Annotated in this window: 12 protein-coding genes and 3 tRNA genes; 3 read left to right on the forward strand and 12 right to left on the reverse strand. The window is 58.0% G+C overall.

The features are described from left to right. Positions 1-67: 67 nt before the first annotated feature. Complete coding sequence (locus tag KUF54_RS15630) at positions 68-1,069, reverse strand: tripartite tricarboxylate transporter substrate binding protein (RefSeq protein WP_219343679.1); 1,002 nt, start codon at positions 1,067-1,069, stop codon at positions 68-70. A gap of 64 nt (positions 1,070-1,133) precedes the next feature. Next, entirely contained in the window at positions 1,134-2,681 is a 1,548-nt protein-coding gene (mdlC, locus tag KUF54_RS15635; RefSeq protein ID WP_370627613.1) for a benzoylformate decarboxylase, read from the reverse strand. 167 nt (positions 2,682-2,848) lie between these two features. Here mdlC and KUF54_RS15640 point away from each other — a divergent pair, with 167 nt between their 5' ends. Then, a complete protein-coding gene (locus tag KUF54_RS15640; RefSeq protein ID WP_219343681.1) occupies positions 2,849-3,754 on the forward strand; it encodes a LysR family transcriptional regulator in 906 nt (301 codons plus the stop codon). Positions 3,755-3,796: 42 nt separating this feature from the next. On the opposite strand, the gene KUF54_RS15645 is transcribed toward KUF54_RS15640, so the two are convergent. The 6 genes from KUF54_RS15645 to KUF54_RS15670 form a co-directional block, all read right to left on the reverse strand. Next, a tRNA-Met gene (locus tag KUF54_RS15645) sits at positions 3,797-3,873 on the reverse strand. Positions 3,874-3,993: 120 nt separating this feature from the next. Further along, positions 3,994-4,070 (reverse strand) — tRNA-Met (locus KUF54_RS15650). Between the two features lie 70 nt (positions 4,071-4,140). Beyond that, positions 4,141-4,920 (reverse strand): enoyl-CoA hydratase, encoded by a 780-nt coding sequence (locus tag KUF54_RS15655; RefSeq protein ID WP_219343682.1) that lies wholly within the window; start codon positions 4,918-4,920, stop codon positions 4,141-4,143. 92 nt (positions 4,921-5,012) lie between these two features. After that, positions 5,013-6,827: a M61 family metallopeptidase gene (locus tag KUF54_RS15660; RefSeq protein WP_219343683.1), complete on the reverse strand. Its 1,815-nt coding sequence runs from the start codon at positions 6,825-6,827 to the stop codon at positions 5,013-5,015. 93 nt (positions 6,828-6,920) lie between these two features. Further along, positions 6,921-7,628, reverse strand: coding sequence for a DsbC family protein (locus KUF54_RS15665; protein WP_219343684.1), 708 nt, complete (start codon positions 7,626-7,628; stop codon positions 6,921-6,923). 136 nt (positions 7,629-7,764) lie between these two features. Beyond that, the gene (locus KUF54_RS15670; protein ID WP_219343685.1) at positions 7,765-8,901 is read right to left on the reverse strand and encodes an FAD-dependent monooxygenase; all 1,137 of its coding nucleotides are present in this window, start codon (positions 8,899-8,901) and stop codon (positions 7,765-7,767) included. Positions 8,902-9,061: 160 nt separating this feature from the next. Between KUF54_RS15670 and KUF54_RS15675 the strand changes: the two genes are divergently transcribed. Next, the gene (locus KUF54_RS15675; protein WP_219343686.1) at positions 9,062-9,961 is read left to right on the forward strand and encodes an MOSC domain-containing protein; all 900 of its coding nucleotides are present in this window, start codon (positions 9,062-9,064) and stop codon (positions 9,959-9,961) included. A 208-nt stretch (positions 9,962-10,169) separates the two neighbouring features. Next, positions 10,170-11,264 (forward strand): redox-regulated ATPase YchF, encoded by a 1,095-nt coding sequence (gene ychF, locus KUF54_RS15680; protein WP_219343687.1) that lies wholly within the window; start codon positions 10,170-10,172, stop codon positions 11,262-11,264. Between the two features lie 200 nt (positions 11,265-11,464). On the opposite strand, the gene KUF54_RS15685 is transcribed toward ychF, so the two are convergent. The 4 genes from KUF54_RS15685 to KUF54_RS15700 all read right to left on the reverse strand — a co-directional run bounded on the left by KUF54_RS15685 (position 11,465) and on the right by KUF54_RS15700 (position 13,738). Beyond that, positions 11,465-11,540: transfer RNA gene (locus KUF54_RS15685), tRNA-Thr, on the reverse strand. A gap of 102 nt (positions 11,541-11,642) precedes the next feature. Next, entirely contained in the window at positions 11,643-12,173 is a 531-nt protein-coding gene (locus tag KUF54_RS15690) for a ClpXP protease specificity-enhancing factor (RefSeq protein ID WP_219343688.1), read from the reverse strand. A 99-nt stretch (positions 12,174-12,272) separates the two neighbouring features. Continuing rightward, positions 12,273-12,884: a glutathione S-transferase N-terminal domain-containing protein gene (locus tag KUF54_RS15695; RefSeq protein WP_219343689.1), complete on the reverse strand. Its 612-nt coding sequence runs from the start codon at positions 12,882-12,884 to the stop codon at positions 12,273-12,275. Between the two features lie 98 nt (positions 12,885-12,982). Further along, the gene (locus tag KUF54_RS15700; protein ID WP_219343690.1) at positions 12,983-13,738 is read right to left on the reverse strand and encodes a cytochrome c1; all 756 of its coding nucleotides are present in this window, start codon (positions 13,736-13,738) and stop codon (positions 12,983-12,985) included. Positions 13,739-13,743: the final 5 nt, after the last annotated feature.

The following is a 13,743-nucleotide window of genomic DNA, read 5'->3' on the forward strand; positions in this document are numbered from 1 at the left end:
GCTTTATTTATATGCACTAGCAGCTATCTTTATTGAAGTTGCTGCTAGCTTTGGAAAAGCGGGCCTGTCAGTCCACCTTCAGGCCAATTTCCTTGATCAGTGGTGCGAAGCGGACGCGCTCCTTGGCGTGGTGATCGACAAACTCCTGGCGGCTCATATTGGGTTCAGGCGTGGAGCCAAGTCCTTGCAGCACATCGATCACATTTTTTTGCTCCAGCGCCTTGAGCACGCTGGCGCGCACGGCCTCCACCACGGGCGCAGGCGTGCCTGCGGGAGCGTAGATGCCGAATAAAGTGTCGGCATCAAAGCCCGGCAAGCCACTTTCGGCCAGCGTTGGGACTTTGGGGTAGAGAGGGGAGCGCTGCGGGCTGCCAATGGCCAGCAGCTTGAGCTTGCCGGCCTCGACTTGCTTGAGGCCGGGGCCCGGATCAAACCAGTACTGGAGCTGGCCGCTGAGCACATCAGTCAAAGCCGGGCCAGCGCCTTTGTAGGGAATGTGACTGGCATCGACCTTGGCGGCGCGTTTGAACATTTCACCAGCCAGATGCGGCGAGCTGCCGGGGCCGGGCGAGCCGTATGACAATTTGCCGGGGTTGGCCTGCAGATGCTTGATGAAGTCCTGCACATTGCTCACCGGCAAGCTGGGGTTGGTTTCCAGAAAGACATGCACGCGCGCCACGGCGGCGACGGGGATCAAATCCTTCTCGGGGTTGAAGGACAGCTTGCTGTAAATCAACGGATTGATGCTGATGCCGCCGCCTGAGCTCAGCAGCAGCGTATAGCCATCTTTGGCTGCACGCACGGTTTCACCAATGCCGATATTGCCGTTGGCGCCGGGCTTGTTGTCCACCACCACGGACTGCCCCAGCACCTGGCTCATGGTGGGGGAGATGGCCCGCCCCATTACGTCGGCCGCGCCACCGGGGGCGAAGTTGACGATCAGGCGGATAGGGCGGTCTGGCCACTTTTCAGAAGCCACAGCAGTGGCCGCAAATACACTGCAAAGCAGAGCTGGAATAGCGGCCAGACTCAAGCGGCGCAGGCTGTTGATGACGTGTTTTGAAGGCATGTCTTGTCTCCTTGGATGGGTTTTTATCAATCCGCCTCGAACGGGCGGTAATTTTTGAGCTTCTTCAGGCCACTTCCACCTCAACCACGATGGGTCGAGGGTGGGCAATAGTTTCCTTGAGGATCCGGCTTAGCTGACTAGCGTCTTCCACATGAATGCCATCGCAGCCGTGGCCTTTGGCCAGAGCCACAAAGTCGAGATCGGGTAGTTCTGTGCCTTCTACCTTTTCACCTTCGCGGTAGCCAAAGACTTTGGAGAAGTCTTGCAGCGCGGCGTAGCGGCGGTTTTTGAGAATCACAAAGGTGATGGGCAGGCGTAGATGGGCCGCAGTCCACAGGGCCTGAATGGCATACATGGCCGAGCCGTCGCCAATCACGGCAATCACTTTTTTTTCGGGTTTGGCCAGAGCAATGCCGACAGCCGCAGGCATGCTGTGGCCCAGCCCACCGCTGCACATGGTGAAAAAGGTCTCGCTGTGAAAGATGGGCAGATAGGTCTGAATCGTTGAGCGTGAGCTGGGAGCCTCTTCCACGATGATGCTGTGCGGGTCACGCACGCTGGCCAGCGTGTGCATGGCAAAAGCGACCGACATGCGCTCACCTGCTGCAGGTGCGGCTGGAACGGGTTGTGTGGGCTTGCGCGCTGGTGTTGGGCGCTGCGCCAGTTGCGGGCGGCTCAGCAACTCTTCGACACCCAGCTTGATATTGCCCACGGCAGCCGTGCCCACGGGTGCCCATGCTGCAATGGCCGGGTCTTCAATCAGCTGGAACAGCTCGGAATCAACGGGGATGAACGGGCCAGCGCCTTCCACGTGATAGGTGAAAGCGGCAGCGCCAATGGCAAAAATAGTGTCATGTGGGGCCAGCAGGTCCACGATGCGCTCGCGCATGGCAGGCAGAAAACCGGCAAACAGGGGGTGATCTTCGGGGAAGCTGCAGCGCCCGCTCATGGGCGCTACAAACACGCGGGCTTGGTGGCGCTCGGCCAGAGCCACAACGGCATCCCACGCGCCAGCGCGGTCTACGGCAGCGCCCACCACAAAGGCTGGCGACACCGATGCATCAAGCGCCTTGCCAGCCGCCGTCAGCGTTTGCGGGTTGGGGCGGGTTTCAAAGCCAATGCTGCGCAGTGTGATGGGCTCGCAAGGTTTGTCCCAGTCATCGGCAGGAATGGAGACAAATACAGGGCCGCGAGGTTCTTGCATGGCGATGTAGTAGGCGCGGGCCAGTGCCTGAGGCACGTCTTCGGCGCGGGCTGGCTCGCAGCTCCACTTCACATAGGGCTTGGGCAACTCTGCGGCATCACGGGAATGCAAAAACGGGTCGAACTGCAGCAAGGAGCGCGCTTGCTGGCCGGCCGTGATGACCATGGGCGTGCGATTCTTGAAGGCGGTGAAGATATTGGCCATGGCATGGCCCACGCCTGCGGCTGAGTGCAAATTCACAAAGCTGGCGTTGCGCGTAGCCTGCGCATAACCATCGGCCATGCCGACAACCACGGCCTCCTGCAGGCCCAGCTCGTAGGAAAAATCCTCGGGGTAGTCCCTAAACAGCGGCAGCTCTGTGGAGCCGGGGTTGCCGAAGATGCGCGTCATGCCCAGCTCGCGCAGCATGGCGATTACGGCATGGCGGACGGTGTGGGTGTCTTGCGGGAGTGTGGTTTGCAAAGTGTGTTTCCTTGATCTGGCCGCTCTTCATGGGGTGGAGCGCTTCTGAAGGAATCTTGCATGGCCTCATAATTTCCAGCAATTGAATAAATCATCTAAGCAATATTCGTTTCATGGATATATCTGGTCTAGATCTCAACTTGCTACGCGTCTTTGATGCGGTGTTCAGGCATGGCAGTGTCAGCCGTGCGGCCCAGGAGGTGGGGCTGTCTCAGCCTGCTGCCAGTCAGGCGGTGACGCGGCTGCGCCAGTTGCTGGGCGACCCTCTGTTTGAGCGCATGCACGGCGGCGTGCGGCCCACGCCGCGTGCCGAGAGGCTGGCACGGGCAGTGCGTACGGCCTTGGCCACGCTGGAAGTGGCGCTGGCCGAAGCGCATACCTTTGATCCCTTGCAGGCGAGCCAGTGCTTTCGCATCCATCTCAGCGATATTGGTGAGGCCCGCTTTTTGCCGCCGCTGATGCAAGCCTTGCGAGAGCAAGCGCCGAACGTAAAGCTGGAGACGCTCCCCATGCCCATGGGAGAGATTGCGGATGCGCTGGACCGTGGCTCACTGGACATCGCCATCGGCTTCTTGCCCGGTGTAACGGGGACTAAGCAGCAGGTCTTGCTTTCGGATCACTATGCCGTGCTGCTAAGGCAGGCGCACCCGCTGCTCAAGGGCTTGAAAAACAAGCGGCTTGGCCCTGAGCATTTGCAGCGGCTGGACTATGTGGCGGTGCGTTCGCACTCAGAGACTTTGCGTATTTTGCGCACGCTGGAGCTGCAGAGCCAGATTCGCCTCTCGGCGGCGCACTTCATGGCCGTGCCCTCAATCGTGCGCCAGAGCGATCTGGCCGTCATCATGCCGGCCGAGATTGCGGACACGTTTGAGCAAATGGGCGGCTATGCGGTGCTGCAGGCCGATCTACCCGAAAGCGCGTTTGATGTTTCCCTGCACTGGAGCTGGCGTTTTGAGCGTGAACCCGCCAATCAGTGGCTGCGTGCGCTGGTGAGCGAGGTCTTTCAGCCGCACCAATAAATGCGAAAAGCCCCAAGAGCTTGCGCGCTTGGGGCTTCAATTTGGTGGTCGTAGCGGGACTCGAACCTGCGACATCAGCATTATGAATGCTGCGCTCTAACCAACTGAGCTATACGACCGACAGTGCGAATTTTAGAGGCAAAAAAGTGGCCCGGCGGCGAACTTGGGATTTTTTTTGCAGGTACGCATCTGAAAAAGAAAAAACCGCAGTGCTTTTGCAAACACTGCGGTTTCTTGTTTGGTGGTCGGGGCGGGACTTGAACCTGCGACATCAGCATTATGAATGCTGCGCTCTAACCAACTGAGCTACACGACCGAAGACCGCAATTATATACAGAAAAATCGACCCCAAACCAAAGTCGAAACTTTTGTGTGCGACAAGCGATTTATTGGTGGGTAAATTGAGCCGGACGCTTGTTGACGAAAGCGTCCATGCCTTCCTTCTGGTCTTGCGTGGCAAACAGTGCGTGGAAAAGGCGGCGCTCAAACATCACGCCATCGCTCAGGCTGCTTTCAAAGGCGCGGTTCACCGATTCCTTGGCGGCCATCACGGCCAGCTGCGAGAAGCCGCTGATGATGATGGCCGCGCCCAGCGCTTCTTCCATCAGTTTGTCAGATGCAACGACGCGGCTGACAAGGCCTGCGCGCTCGGCTTCGGTGGCGTCCATCATGCGGGCCGTGAGCGCCATGTCCATGGCTTTGCTCTTTCCCACAGCGCGGGGCAGGCGCTGCGTGCCGCCGGCGCCGGGGATAACGCCCAGCTTGATTTCAGGCTGGCCGAACTTGGCGTTGTCAGCGGCGATGATGAAGTCGCACATCATCGCCAGCTCACAGCCGCCGCCCAGTGCAAAACCGCTGACGGCGGCAATCACGGGCTTGCGGATGCTGCGAATGGTTTCCCAGTTGCGGGTGATGTAGTCGCCGCCGTAGGCATCGGCAAAGCTGTACTTAGCCATGGCACCAATGTCGGCACCGGCGGCAAAGGCGCGCTCGCTGCCGGTGATGATCATGCAGCCAATGCTTTTGTCCGCATCGAAAGTCTTAAGCGCATCGCCCAGCTCTTGCATGAGCTGATCGTTCAGCGCGTTGAGTTGCTTGGGGCGGTTCAGGGTGATGATGCCGACTTTTTCCGCTTCTACGCGGACTTCAATAGTTTCGTAAGCCAAGTTTGTCTCCTGCTAAAAATGAATTCTTATGCCAACAATAAGGGCTCAGCTGCACTTTGCTGGCGCGAAGCTGAGCGCTTTAAGCGGCATTTTTATTCAGCTGCGCCTTTGCTTTCGCCTTCTTCATTGCCCACGCCAGTGAGCCAGCGCTGTACAGCCGTTTTATCGCTGACCTCTAAGCCCAGATTGCTGATGGCTTGAGTGGCTGCGCCGCTTAAGTCTAGTGGCAACTCAAGAATCATCCTGTCGCGAGCGACCCAAGCCGTCACTTGATTGGCGGCACCGGCATACAAGGGTACATCGTCGAGCTTGTTAATGCGCCAGTACTGCTGGTCTGCTTTGATGGCCAGCCATTCGTCGCCCGCCATCATGCCCGCCTGCTCAGCAGGGCCGCCGCGCAGCACGGTTTTGATTTGAACGCTGTGGTTTTCTTGAACGCGCAGGCCCAGCTTTTGCGCCAGTTGGGCGGGCTCGGCCTTGGTGTTGATACCGTGTTGGCTCAGCAATTCGCGCAGGGGCAAGTCAGTGCGGCTATGCACCCAGCTTTGTAGCTGCTGGGCGATGTCGGCATTGCCCAGGTCGGTTACCACGGCCAGTACATCGGCTTCGCTGATGGGGCCGCCATCGCTCTTGCGCCACAGGCCGCGCATGACGTCGTCTAGGCTACTGGCATTGGAGCGCAGGGCCAGATCAAGGCACAGCGCCACCAGCGACCCTTTGGTGTAGTAGCTGACAGTGTGATTGGCCGTGTTCTCGTCTTGGCGGTAGTACTTGACCCAGGCGTCATAGCTGGATTCAGCCACGGACTGCACATGGCGGCCCGGCGTCTGCAGAACTTGGTTGATGGTGCGGGTAATGAGCTTGAGATACTGGGCGCTGTCGATCAGCCCGGCGCGGCGCAGGAACAGGTCGTCGTAGTAGCTGGTAAAGCCTTCAAAGAACCACAGCAGCTCGGTGTAGTTCTCTTGCTCATAGTCGTAGCGCGCAAACTCGGCAGGGCGCAGGCGCTTGACGTTCCAGGTGTGAAAGTATTCGTGGCTAATCAGGCCTAGCAGAGTGTTGTAGCCCTCGGCTGCCTTGGCTTCGCCTTTGCGCGGCAGGTCGCGCCGGCCGCAGATCAGGGCTGTGCTGTTGCGGTGCTCCAGCCCGCCGTAGTTGTCGTCCACCACATTGAGCATGAAGACATAGCGATCCATAGGCGGCTGGCTGCCGTCGGCGTGCCAGAAGGCGATTTCGGCTTCGCAGATTTTTTGGGTGTCGGCCAGCAGGCGCTCGCCATCAAAGCTGGGCGCGGCACCTGCCACCACAAACTCGTGCGGCACGCCGCCAGCGGTAAAGCTGCCGCGCCAGAATTGGCCCATTTCTACGGGGCAGTCGACCAGTTCGTCGTAATGGGCGGCGGTGTAGAGGCCAAAGCCGTTGGCATCGACTTGGGTGGCAGTCAAGCCGGTGGCGATTTGCCAATTCTGTGTGGCGGGGCTGCTCAAGACTTCGAGTGCGTGGGGCGTATCTTCTTGGCCGTGCACGCGCAGGCACAGGCTGGTGCCGTTGAAAAAGCCGCGGCGGCGGTCTAGCCAAGCGGTGCGCACCGAAGTGTCATAGGCGCAAACTTGATAGCTAATCGTGCAGGCAGTATCTGGACTGCAGCCGATTTTCCATTGATTTTTTGTGAGTTGCTTGGCGGCAGTGACTTGGCCGTTTTGTGTGGCGCTCAGCCCTTGCAGGTTCTTGGCAAACTCACGCACCAGATAGCTGCCGGGAATCCACACCGGCAGCGACAAGATTTGCTCGACTGCTGGCTGAGCGATGTGAAGCTGAACATCAAAAAGATGCGCATCGACCGCGTTGGCCTGCACGGTGTAGCGAATGCCGGGTTGGTTGCCGGTGGCATGGGAAACAGTCGTCATATCAGCTCCAAAGATGCAGGCCGGAGCATACGAACCTGTCGCAGCGCGCAAGAGCCGTCAAGGTCAGGCGCGCTGCTCCGGCGATGAAGGGGATTACTTGGCAGCGGCCAGATGCTTTTCGATCTCGGCGGCAGAAATTGCGCCGGGCACGCGAACATTGTTGGCGAAAATCACGGTGGGGGTGCCGGTGATCTTGTACTTGCGGCCAAAGGCCAAGTTACGCTGAATGGCTGCGGTGTCGCACTGCACGGCAGGGGCTGCTTTGTTGCTCAGCATCAGATCATGCCAAGCCTTGGTTTGATCTTTGGCGCACCAGATGTTGCGCGACTTCTCTGCCGAGTCGGGGCTGAGGATGGGGTAGAGAAAGAGGTAGATGGTGACGTTGTCTACGTTTTGCAGGTCTTTTTCAAAGCGCTTGCAGTAACCGCAGTTGGGGTCTTCAAACACGGCCAGTTTGCGCTCGCCCTTGCCGTGCACGATGGTGATGGCGTCTTTGAGCGGCAACTGCTTGAAGTCCACCGCCGTGAGCTGGTTCATGCGGTCTTCAGTCAGATTGCGGCGGGCCTTGGTGTCGATCAACTCGCCCTGAATGAGGTAGTTGCCCTTGGCGTCGGTGTAAAAAATATCGGTTCCAGCACGCACTTCGTACAGCCCGGACATGGGTGTGGAGCGCACCTCGTCGATTTTTTCGAGCTGAGGAATGCGCTCAGTCAAGGTCTTTTTGAGGTTGGCATCTTGGGCGTGAACATTCAGGCCAAAGGTCAGGCTGGCAGCAGTCAGCAGGCTAGCAACAAGTTTCATGGGGTGATCTGTCTGGCCGCTGGGCGGCTGGGGGAAGTGGTTTCTGCGGCACCCGGGAAAGCCGGGTGGCAGGGCTGTGGGGTTGGAGTCTGATGCTTCTCAGGGGTTCCCTAAGGCTGTTTTAGCGCAAACCTTGTCAGAGCAAACCCATGGCTTGCTTGGCCATCCAGGACTTGAGGGGGCCGCTGCGCTCAAAGCCTTTCATGCCGAGGTTGCGCAGCATTTGCATAGGCACTTCGGGGCGAGAAAACAGCTGCTGCAAGCCATCCATCGCCAACCCCATGGGAGCTAGAGATGCTTTGCGCTCGCGCTCGTATTGGCGCAGCAGCTTCAAGTCAGCGGGGCTGCGCCAGTAGTCACGCTCTTGCAGCACGCGGGCCAGCGTCTGAGCATCGGCCAAGCCTAGGTTCAAGCCTTGGCCTGCTAGCGGGTGCACATTGTGGGCGGCGTCCCCAGCTAGCACCCAGCTTTGGTTGCTCTTTGGCGTCAAATTTTGCGCAAATGGGCCGCACCAGCGGTTAGCCACGGCTTGCTGCAGCGGCCAAGTGGCGCGCTCAGAAATCAGATCTAGCTCGCCCAGCGCGTTTTGGCTGATGATTTGCAGGCGGGCGGTGAAGCTTTCTTCATCGCTGTCCAGCCATTCGGGCACCAGTGCTTGCTCAAGCGACCAGACCACGGCGACCTCATGACCTTCGGGGCCGCCCATGGGCAGCAGGGCCAGAATGCCTTCGGGTGTAAACCACTGGCGTGCGATACCGCCGTGGGGCATCTCGCAGCTCAGGCGCGTGGCAATCGCGTGCTGGGCGTAGGGTGTGATGGAGAAGTCCACGCCAAACTCAGCGCGTGTACTGCTGGCTCGCCCTTCGCACACGGCGGTTAGGGCGGCTTCTACCGGTTCTTTGACGATTTCGACCTGCGGCTGGTAGCGCACGGCTTCGGCCAAGCGCTGCTCCAAGGCGGGCACATCGACAATCCAGGCCAGCGCCTGCACCTCTTGCGAGGCGGCATCAAACTGAACCTGACCGTCCAGATCGCCAAATACCTGCATGCCGGTCACGGGCGTGGCATCTGCATCGTCGGGCCAGCAGCGCAAAGACTGCAGCACCGCTTTAGAGCTGGCGTTGAGCGCATAGGCCCGCACATCTTGCTGTGGTGATCTGGGCTGCGGCGGCGCCACGAGGGCGACACGCAGACGCTCACGCGCCAGCAAAAGAGCCAAAGTCCGGCCCACAATGCCGGCTCCACGAATACATACATCAAAGGTTTGCGCCATGCCTGTCATTGTAGGAGGCGCGGGGCGGACCTGCGTGCATAGAGGGAACCCCAGCCCCCACAGGCGTATCCGGCGAGAAACTATCTTCTTGATAGCGCCATGTCTATGTATTGAAAGGACTTGAGGTCAAAATGACTCTAAATTTAGCAAAGGATATGCGATGACCGATACCGCCTATGACGTGCAGGGCCAAATTGCCGGGCTCTGGATTTACCCTGTGAAGTCCTGCGCCGGCATTGCTGTGCAGCAGGCTCGCCTGTCGCGCCATGGGCTGCAGTGGGATCGGCACTGGATGGTGGTGGACGCAAATGGCGAGTTTTTGACCCAGCGCAGCCTCCCGCGCATGGCGCTGATTCGCCCTGAAATCACGGCGGATTCTTTGCTGCTGCACTTTGCAGGCCAGTCAAGCCTGCAGATTTCGCTGCTGGCGCAGGGCGGCAAATGCAAGGCCAGTGTCTGGAGCGACACCGTGCATGCTTGGGATTTGGGCGAGTGGGCTGAACCGGCTCGTGCATGGCTCACTCAAGTGCTGGGGGCGGATTGCCGATTAGTGCGCTTTGACCCGGCCCAACCGCGCCAAGCCAGCGAGCGCTGGGTGAGTCAAGGCCAGGCTCCTGTGCATTTTGCGGATGGTTATCCGCTGCTGGTACTGAGTCAGTCGGCCGTCGATGAACTCAACCACAAGCTGGAACAGGCTGGTGAAACGCCAATCGACGCCCGCCGCTTTAGACCCAATATCGTCATTGCAGGTATTGAGGCCCACGATGAAGACCGGGTGGAGCAGTTTGATTTGCTGGACGATCTACACAAGTTATCGGGTCTGAGTTTGCAGCCCTGCAAGCCTTGCACGCGCTGCCCCATTCCGGATATTGACCCGGACACAGCAGTGCAGGGGGTGGCGGTGGGTCAATCAATACGCCGCTATCGTCAAGACTCTCGTATGGATGGTGCTATCACTTTTGGCATGAACACCATCGTGCTGGGCCTGCCGGATGTTGAGGGTGCCAGCGTGCAGATAGAGCTGGGTCAATCACTGGCAGGTAATCTGCGCTTTGATTAAAGGCGCGCGCAATCTACGGCGAAGGAGCAGAGATTGCCGGGTCATTACAATCTAGGGCTTTCCGTGACGAAACCGGCACCAAACTCTGTAAGAGCAGAGCGCTTGGTCGTCACGCTCCCAAGATAACCAGATTCGCCTCAATGCGGATCGGGCACTTCGGCCACATTGCTGTGGTGCCAGCTAGTGCATTGATACATAAGGAAATTCCATGAGCCTCAAATGCGGCATCGTTGGCCTGCCCAACGTCGGCAAGTCCACCCTTTTCAACGCGCTGACCAAGGCTGGCATCGCTGCTGAAAATTACCCCTTCTGCACGATTGAGCCCAACACCGGCGTGGTGGAAGTACCCGATCCACGATTGGATCAGCTCTCCGAAATCGTCAAGCCCGAACGTGTGGTTCCCGCCATCGTTGAGTTTGTAGACATTGCCGGTCTGGTGGCAGGCGCCTCCAAGGGTGAAGGCTTGGGCAACCAGTTCTTGGCCCACATCCGTGAGACCGACGCTATCGTCAACGTGGTGCGCTGCTTTGAAGACCCCAACGTGATTCACGTGGCCAACAAGGTAGACCCCATTGCCGACATCGAAGTCATCCAGACCGAGCTGTGCTTGGCTGATATGGCCACGGTGGAAAAGGCGATTCATCGCTATAACAAGGCCGCTCGCTCTGGCACTGACAAGGATGCCGCCAAGGTGGTTGCCATCCTCACTCAGATTCAAGATGCCCTCAACGAAGGCAAGCCAGCACGTACCGTGCCCGTTTCCAAGGAAGACGCTCCCCTGATCAAGCAGTTCTGCCTGATCACAGCCAAGCCCGCCATGTTTGTGGGCAACGTGTCGGAAGACGGTTTTGAGAACAATCCTCTGCTGGACCAGCTCAAGGCCTATGCCGAAGCTCAAGGCGCGCCTGTGGTCGCCGTCTGCGCCAAGATCGAGGCAGAAATGTCCGAGATGGAGGACGCTGATCGCGATATGTTCTTGGAAGAGCTGGGTTTGGAAGAGCCGGGCCTGAACCGCGTGATTCGCGCTGGCTTTAAGCTGCTGGGTCTGCAAACCTACTTCACCGCCGGTGTGAAGGAAGTGCGTGCATGGACTGTGCCAATCGGTGCTACGGGCCCTCAAGCCGCTGGCGTGATTCATGGCGACTTCGAGCGCGGCTTCATCCGTGCCCAGACCATCGCGTTTGACGACTTCATCCAGTTCAAGGGCGAGCAAGGTGCCAAGGATGCGGGCAAGATGCGCGCCGAAGGCAAGGAATACATCGTTAAAGACGGCGACGTCCTGAACTTCTTGTTCAACGTCTAAAAGTTCGAATGCTCACCTCACGCGACGTCGTGAGGTTTTGGCTTAAGCCTGCAAGTCTTGGATTTGCAGGCTTTTTTGTTTTCAAGCTTCGCGTTGTCTTGCCCACGCTTGCTTTCGCATTGCGTGGCCATGCCTTCAAAGACTAAGTGGCGTAAGAAAAAGAAAAGCCCCACCTGCTTTCACATGTGGGGCTATCTATTTGGTGCCGATTGTCGGATTCGAACTGACGACCTACCGCTTACAAGGCGGGTGCTCTACCAACTGAGCTAAACCGGCGAATGCATGAATTCTAACGTAGAAATTTAGGCCGAAAAGAAGAAACCCGAAAAATCTTCAATTCAGGAGCACTTTTCAGAAATTTCTAGGGGTCTTCCACCTTTACTTCACGCGTGTCAGTGTGGGGCGTCCGCCAGCAGGCGGTGGGGTGCGGGGTGTGTCGTCTCCATCTGATCCATTGGCATCTGCCTTGACGGGCACCAGTTGCACCACACGATCATCCGTTGCCGGCTCAGCAGACTCATCGATCTGCTCTGCAGCCAGCTCTAAAGCGTCGGAGTCTTGCGCATCAGCATCTTCATCGAGCTCGTCGCCTTCTGGCTGGAACGCCATGCCTTGACCCGTCTCGCGTGCATAGATGGCCATCACGTGAGTGATAGGCACCATGATTTGTCTGGGCTTGCCGCCAAAGCGGGCGGTGAATTCCACATACTCATTGCCAATCAGCAGGCCGCTGGTAGCGTCATAGCTGATGTTGAGCACGATTTGCCCATCGCGCACAAACTCCATCGGCACTTGGGTGCTGCGATCTACGCGCACGGCAATGTGCGGCGTGAGTCCATTGTCGTTACACCACTCAAACAGGGCCCGCAGCAAATACGGACGGGTTGAAGTCGTTTCAGGGGCTGTCATATCGTTTCCTGACGAATCAATTCCAAAAGATTGCGAAGACAAAAAAGCGGGCAGATGAAGGAGTTTCCTTCAGCATGCCCGCTTGGCGCTCATGTGCAATTACTTGCGCATGACCTTCTCAGAAGGAGTCAGCGCTTCAATGTAGGCGGGGCGCGAGAAAATGCGCTCTGCGTACTTGAGCAAAGGAGCAGCGTTCTTGGACAGCTCGATACCGTAGTAGTCCAGGCGCCACAGCAGGGGAGCAATGGCGACGTCCAGCATGGAGAAATTCTCGCCCATGATGAACTTGTTCTTCAAGAAGATAGGGGCCATCTGGGTCAAGCGGTCACGAATGTGGGCGCGAGCCTTTTCGATTGCCTTTTCATTGCCCTTGACGTGACGCTCTTCCAGCGTGTTCACGTGAATGAACAGCTCTTTTTCAAAGTTCAGCAGGAACAAACGCACGCGGGCGCGATCCACGGGGTCGCCGGGCATCAGCTGGGGGTGAGGGAAGCGCTCGTCAATGTACTCATTGATGATGTTCGACTCGTACAAAATCAGGTCGCGTTCGACCAGAATTGGTACTTGACCGTAGGGGTTCATCACGGCGATTTCTTCGGGCTTGCTGAACAAGTCCACATCGCGGATTTCGAAATCCATGCCCTTTTCAAACAGCACAAAGCGGCAGCGGTGTGAGAAGGGGCAGGTCGTTCCCGAATAAAGCACCATCATGGTGGAGACTCCTAAAAATCAAAAAGAGTGGGTTGCCCACGGCATCCCACTCTGCACTAACAGGTTTGGTGCAGATGATATCTGCACGACAGCAAAACTTACTTCACGTCTTTCCAGAACGCGGCATTCAGGCGCCAAGCCACAAAGATGAAAAGACCCAGGAAAATCAGAACACCCACGCCGATACGGGTACGTGTGTTCTGGGCTGGTTCTCCCATCCATTGCAGGTAATTGACCAGATCGCCAACGGCCTGATCGTACTGCACTGCGCTCATCTTGCCCGCAGACACCTGCTCCCAACCCTTAAAGACTTGGGTTTTAGTGCCGTGGTCGTCATGCTCTTCAAAGATGGCTCGGCGCTCGCCTTGCAGCTCCCACAGGGCATGCGGCATGCCTACGCTTGGAAAAGCAAGATTATTCCAGCCCGTGGCCTTGGTGTCATCTTTATAGAAAGTGCGCAAGAAGGTATAGAGGTAATCCGCACCTGAGCCGCCCGAGCCTGCACGCGAGCGTGCAATCACGGTCAGGTCCGGTGGGTTGGCACCAAACCACTCCTTGGCTTCCTTCGGGTCAATGGCCGCCTTCATCGTTTCGCCCACCTTGGTGGTTGTAAACAACAGGTTGTCTTTGATTTCCTGATCCGTCAGGCCGATGTCTTTCAGGCGGTTAAAGCGCATGAAAGCGGCAGAGTGACAGCTCAGGCAGTAGTTCACAAAGATTTTGGCGCCGTTTTGCAGGGATGCCATGTCGCTGGTATTGACTGGAGCTTTATCCCAGTGAATGCCGCCCTCAGAGGCTTGAGCGCCGCCCATGATGCCCAAGGCCGTAACCAAGGTCAGAATCAGTTTTTTCATTATTG

It is taken from the genome of Comamonas sp. Y33R10-2, from assembly GCF_019355935.1.
Taxonomy (GTDB): Bacteria; Pseudomonadota; Gammaproteobacteria; order Burkholderiales; family Burkholderiaceae_C; genus Comamonas.

Coding starts and splice junctions, on each gene's coding strand:
- KUF54_RS15630 (WP_219343679.1), bottom strand. CDS start 1,069: ATGCCTTCAAAACACGTCATCAACAGCCTGCGCCGCTTGAGTCTGGCC.
- mdlC (WP_370627613.1), bottom strand. CDS start 2,681: ATGCTGCGCGAGCTGGGCATGACGCGCATCTTCGGCAACCCCGGCTCC.
- KUF54_RS15640 (WP_219343681.1), top strand. CDS start 2,849: ATGGATATATCTGGTCTAGATCTCAACTTGCTACGCGTCTTTGATGCG.
- KUF54_RS15660 (WP_219343683.1), bottom strand. CDS start 6,827: ATGACGACTGTTTCCCATGCCACCGGCAACCAACCCGGCATTCGCTAC.
- KUF54_RS15665 (WP_219343684.1), bottom strand. CDS start 7,628: ATGAAACTTGTTGCTAGCCTGCTGACTGCTGCCAGCCTGACCTTTGGC.
- KUF54_RS15670 (WP_219343685.1), bottom strand. CDS start 8,901: ATGGCGCAAACCTTTGATGTATGTATTCGTGGAGCCGGCATTGTGGGC.
- KUF54_RS15675 (WP_219343686.1), top strand. CDS start 9,062: ATGACCGATACCGCCTATGACGTGCAGGGCCAAATTGCCGGGCTCTGG.
- ychF (WP_219343687.1), top strand. CDS start 10,170: ATGAGCCTCAAATGCGGCATCGTTGGCCTGCCCAACGTCGGCAAGTCC.
- KUF54_RS15690 (WP_219343688.1), bottom strand. CDS start 12,173: ATGACAGCCCCTGAAACGACTTCAACCCGTCCGTATTTGCTGCGGGCC.
- KUF54_RS15695 (WP_219343689.1), bottom strand. CDS start 12,884: ATGATGGTGCTTTATTCGGGAACGACCTGCCCCTTCTCACACCGCTGC.
- KUF54_RS15700 (WP_219343690.1), bottom strand. CDS start 13,738: ATGAAAAAACTGATTCTGACCTTGGTTACGGCCTTGGGCATCATGGGC.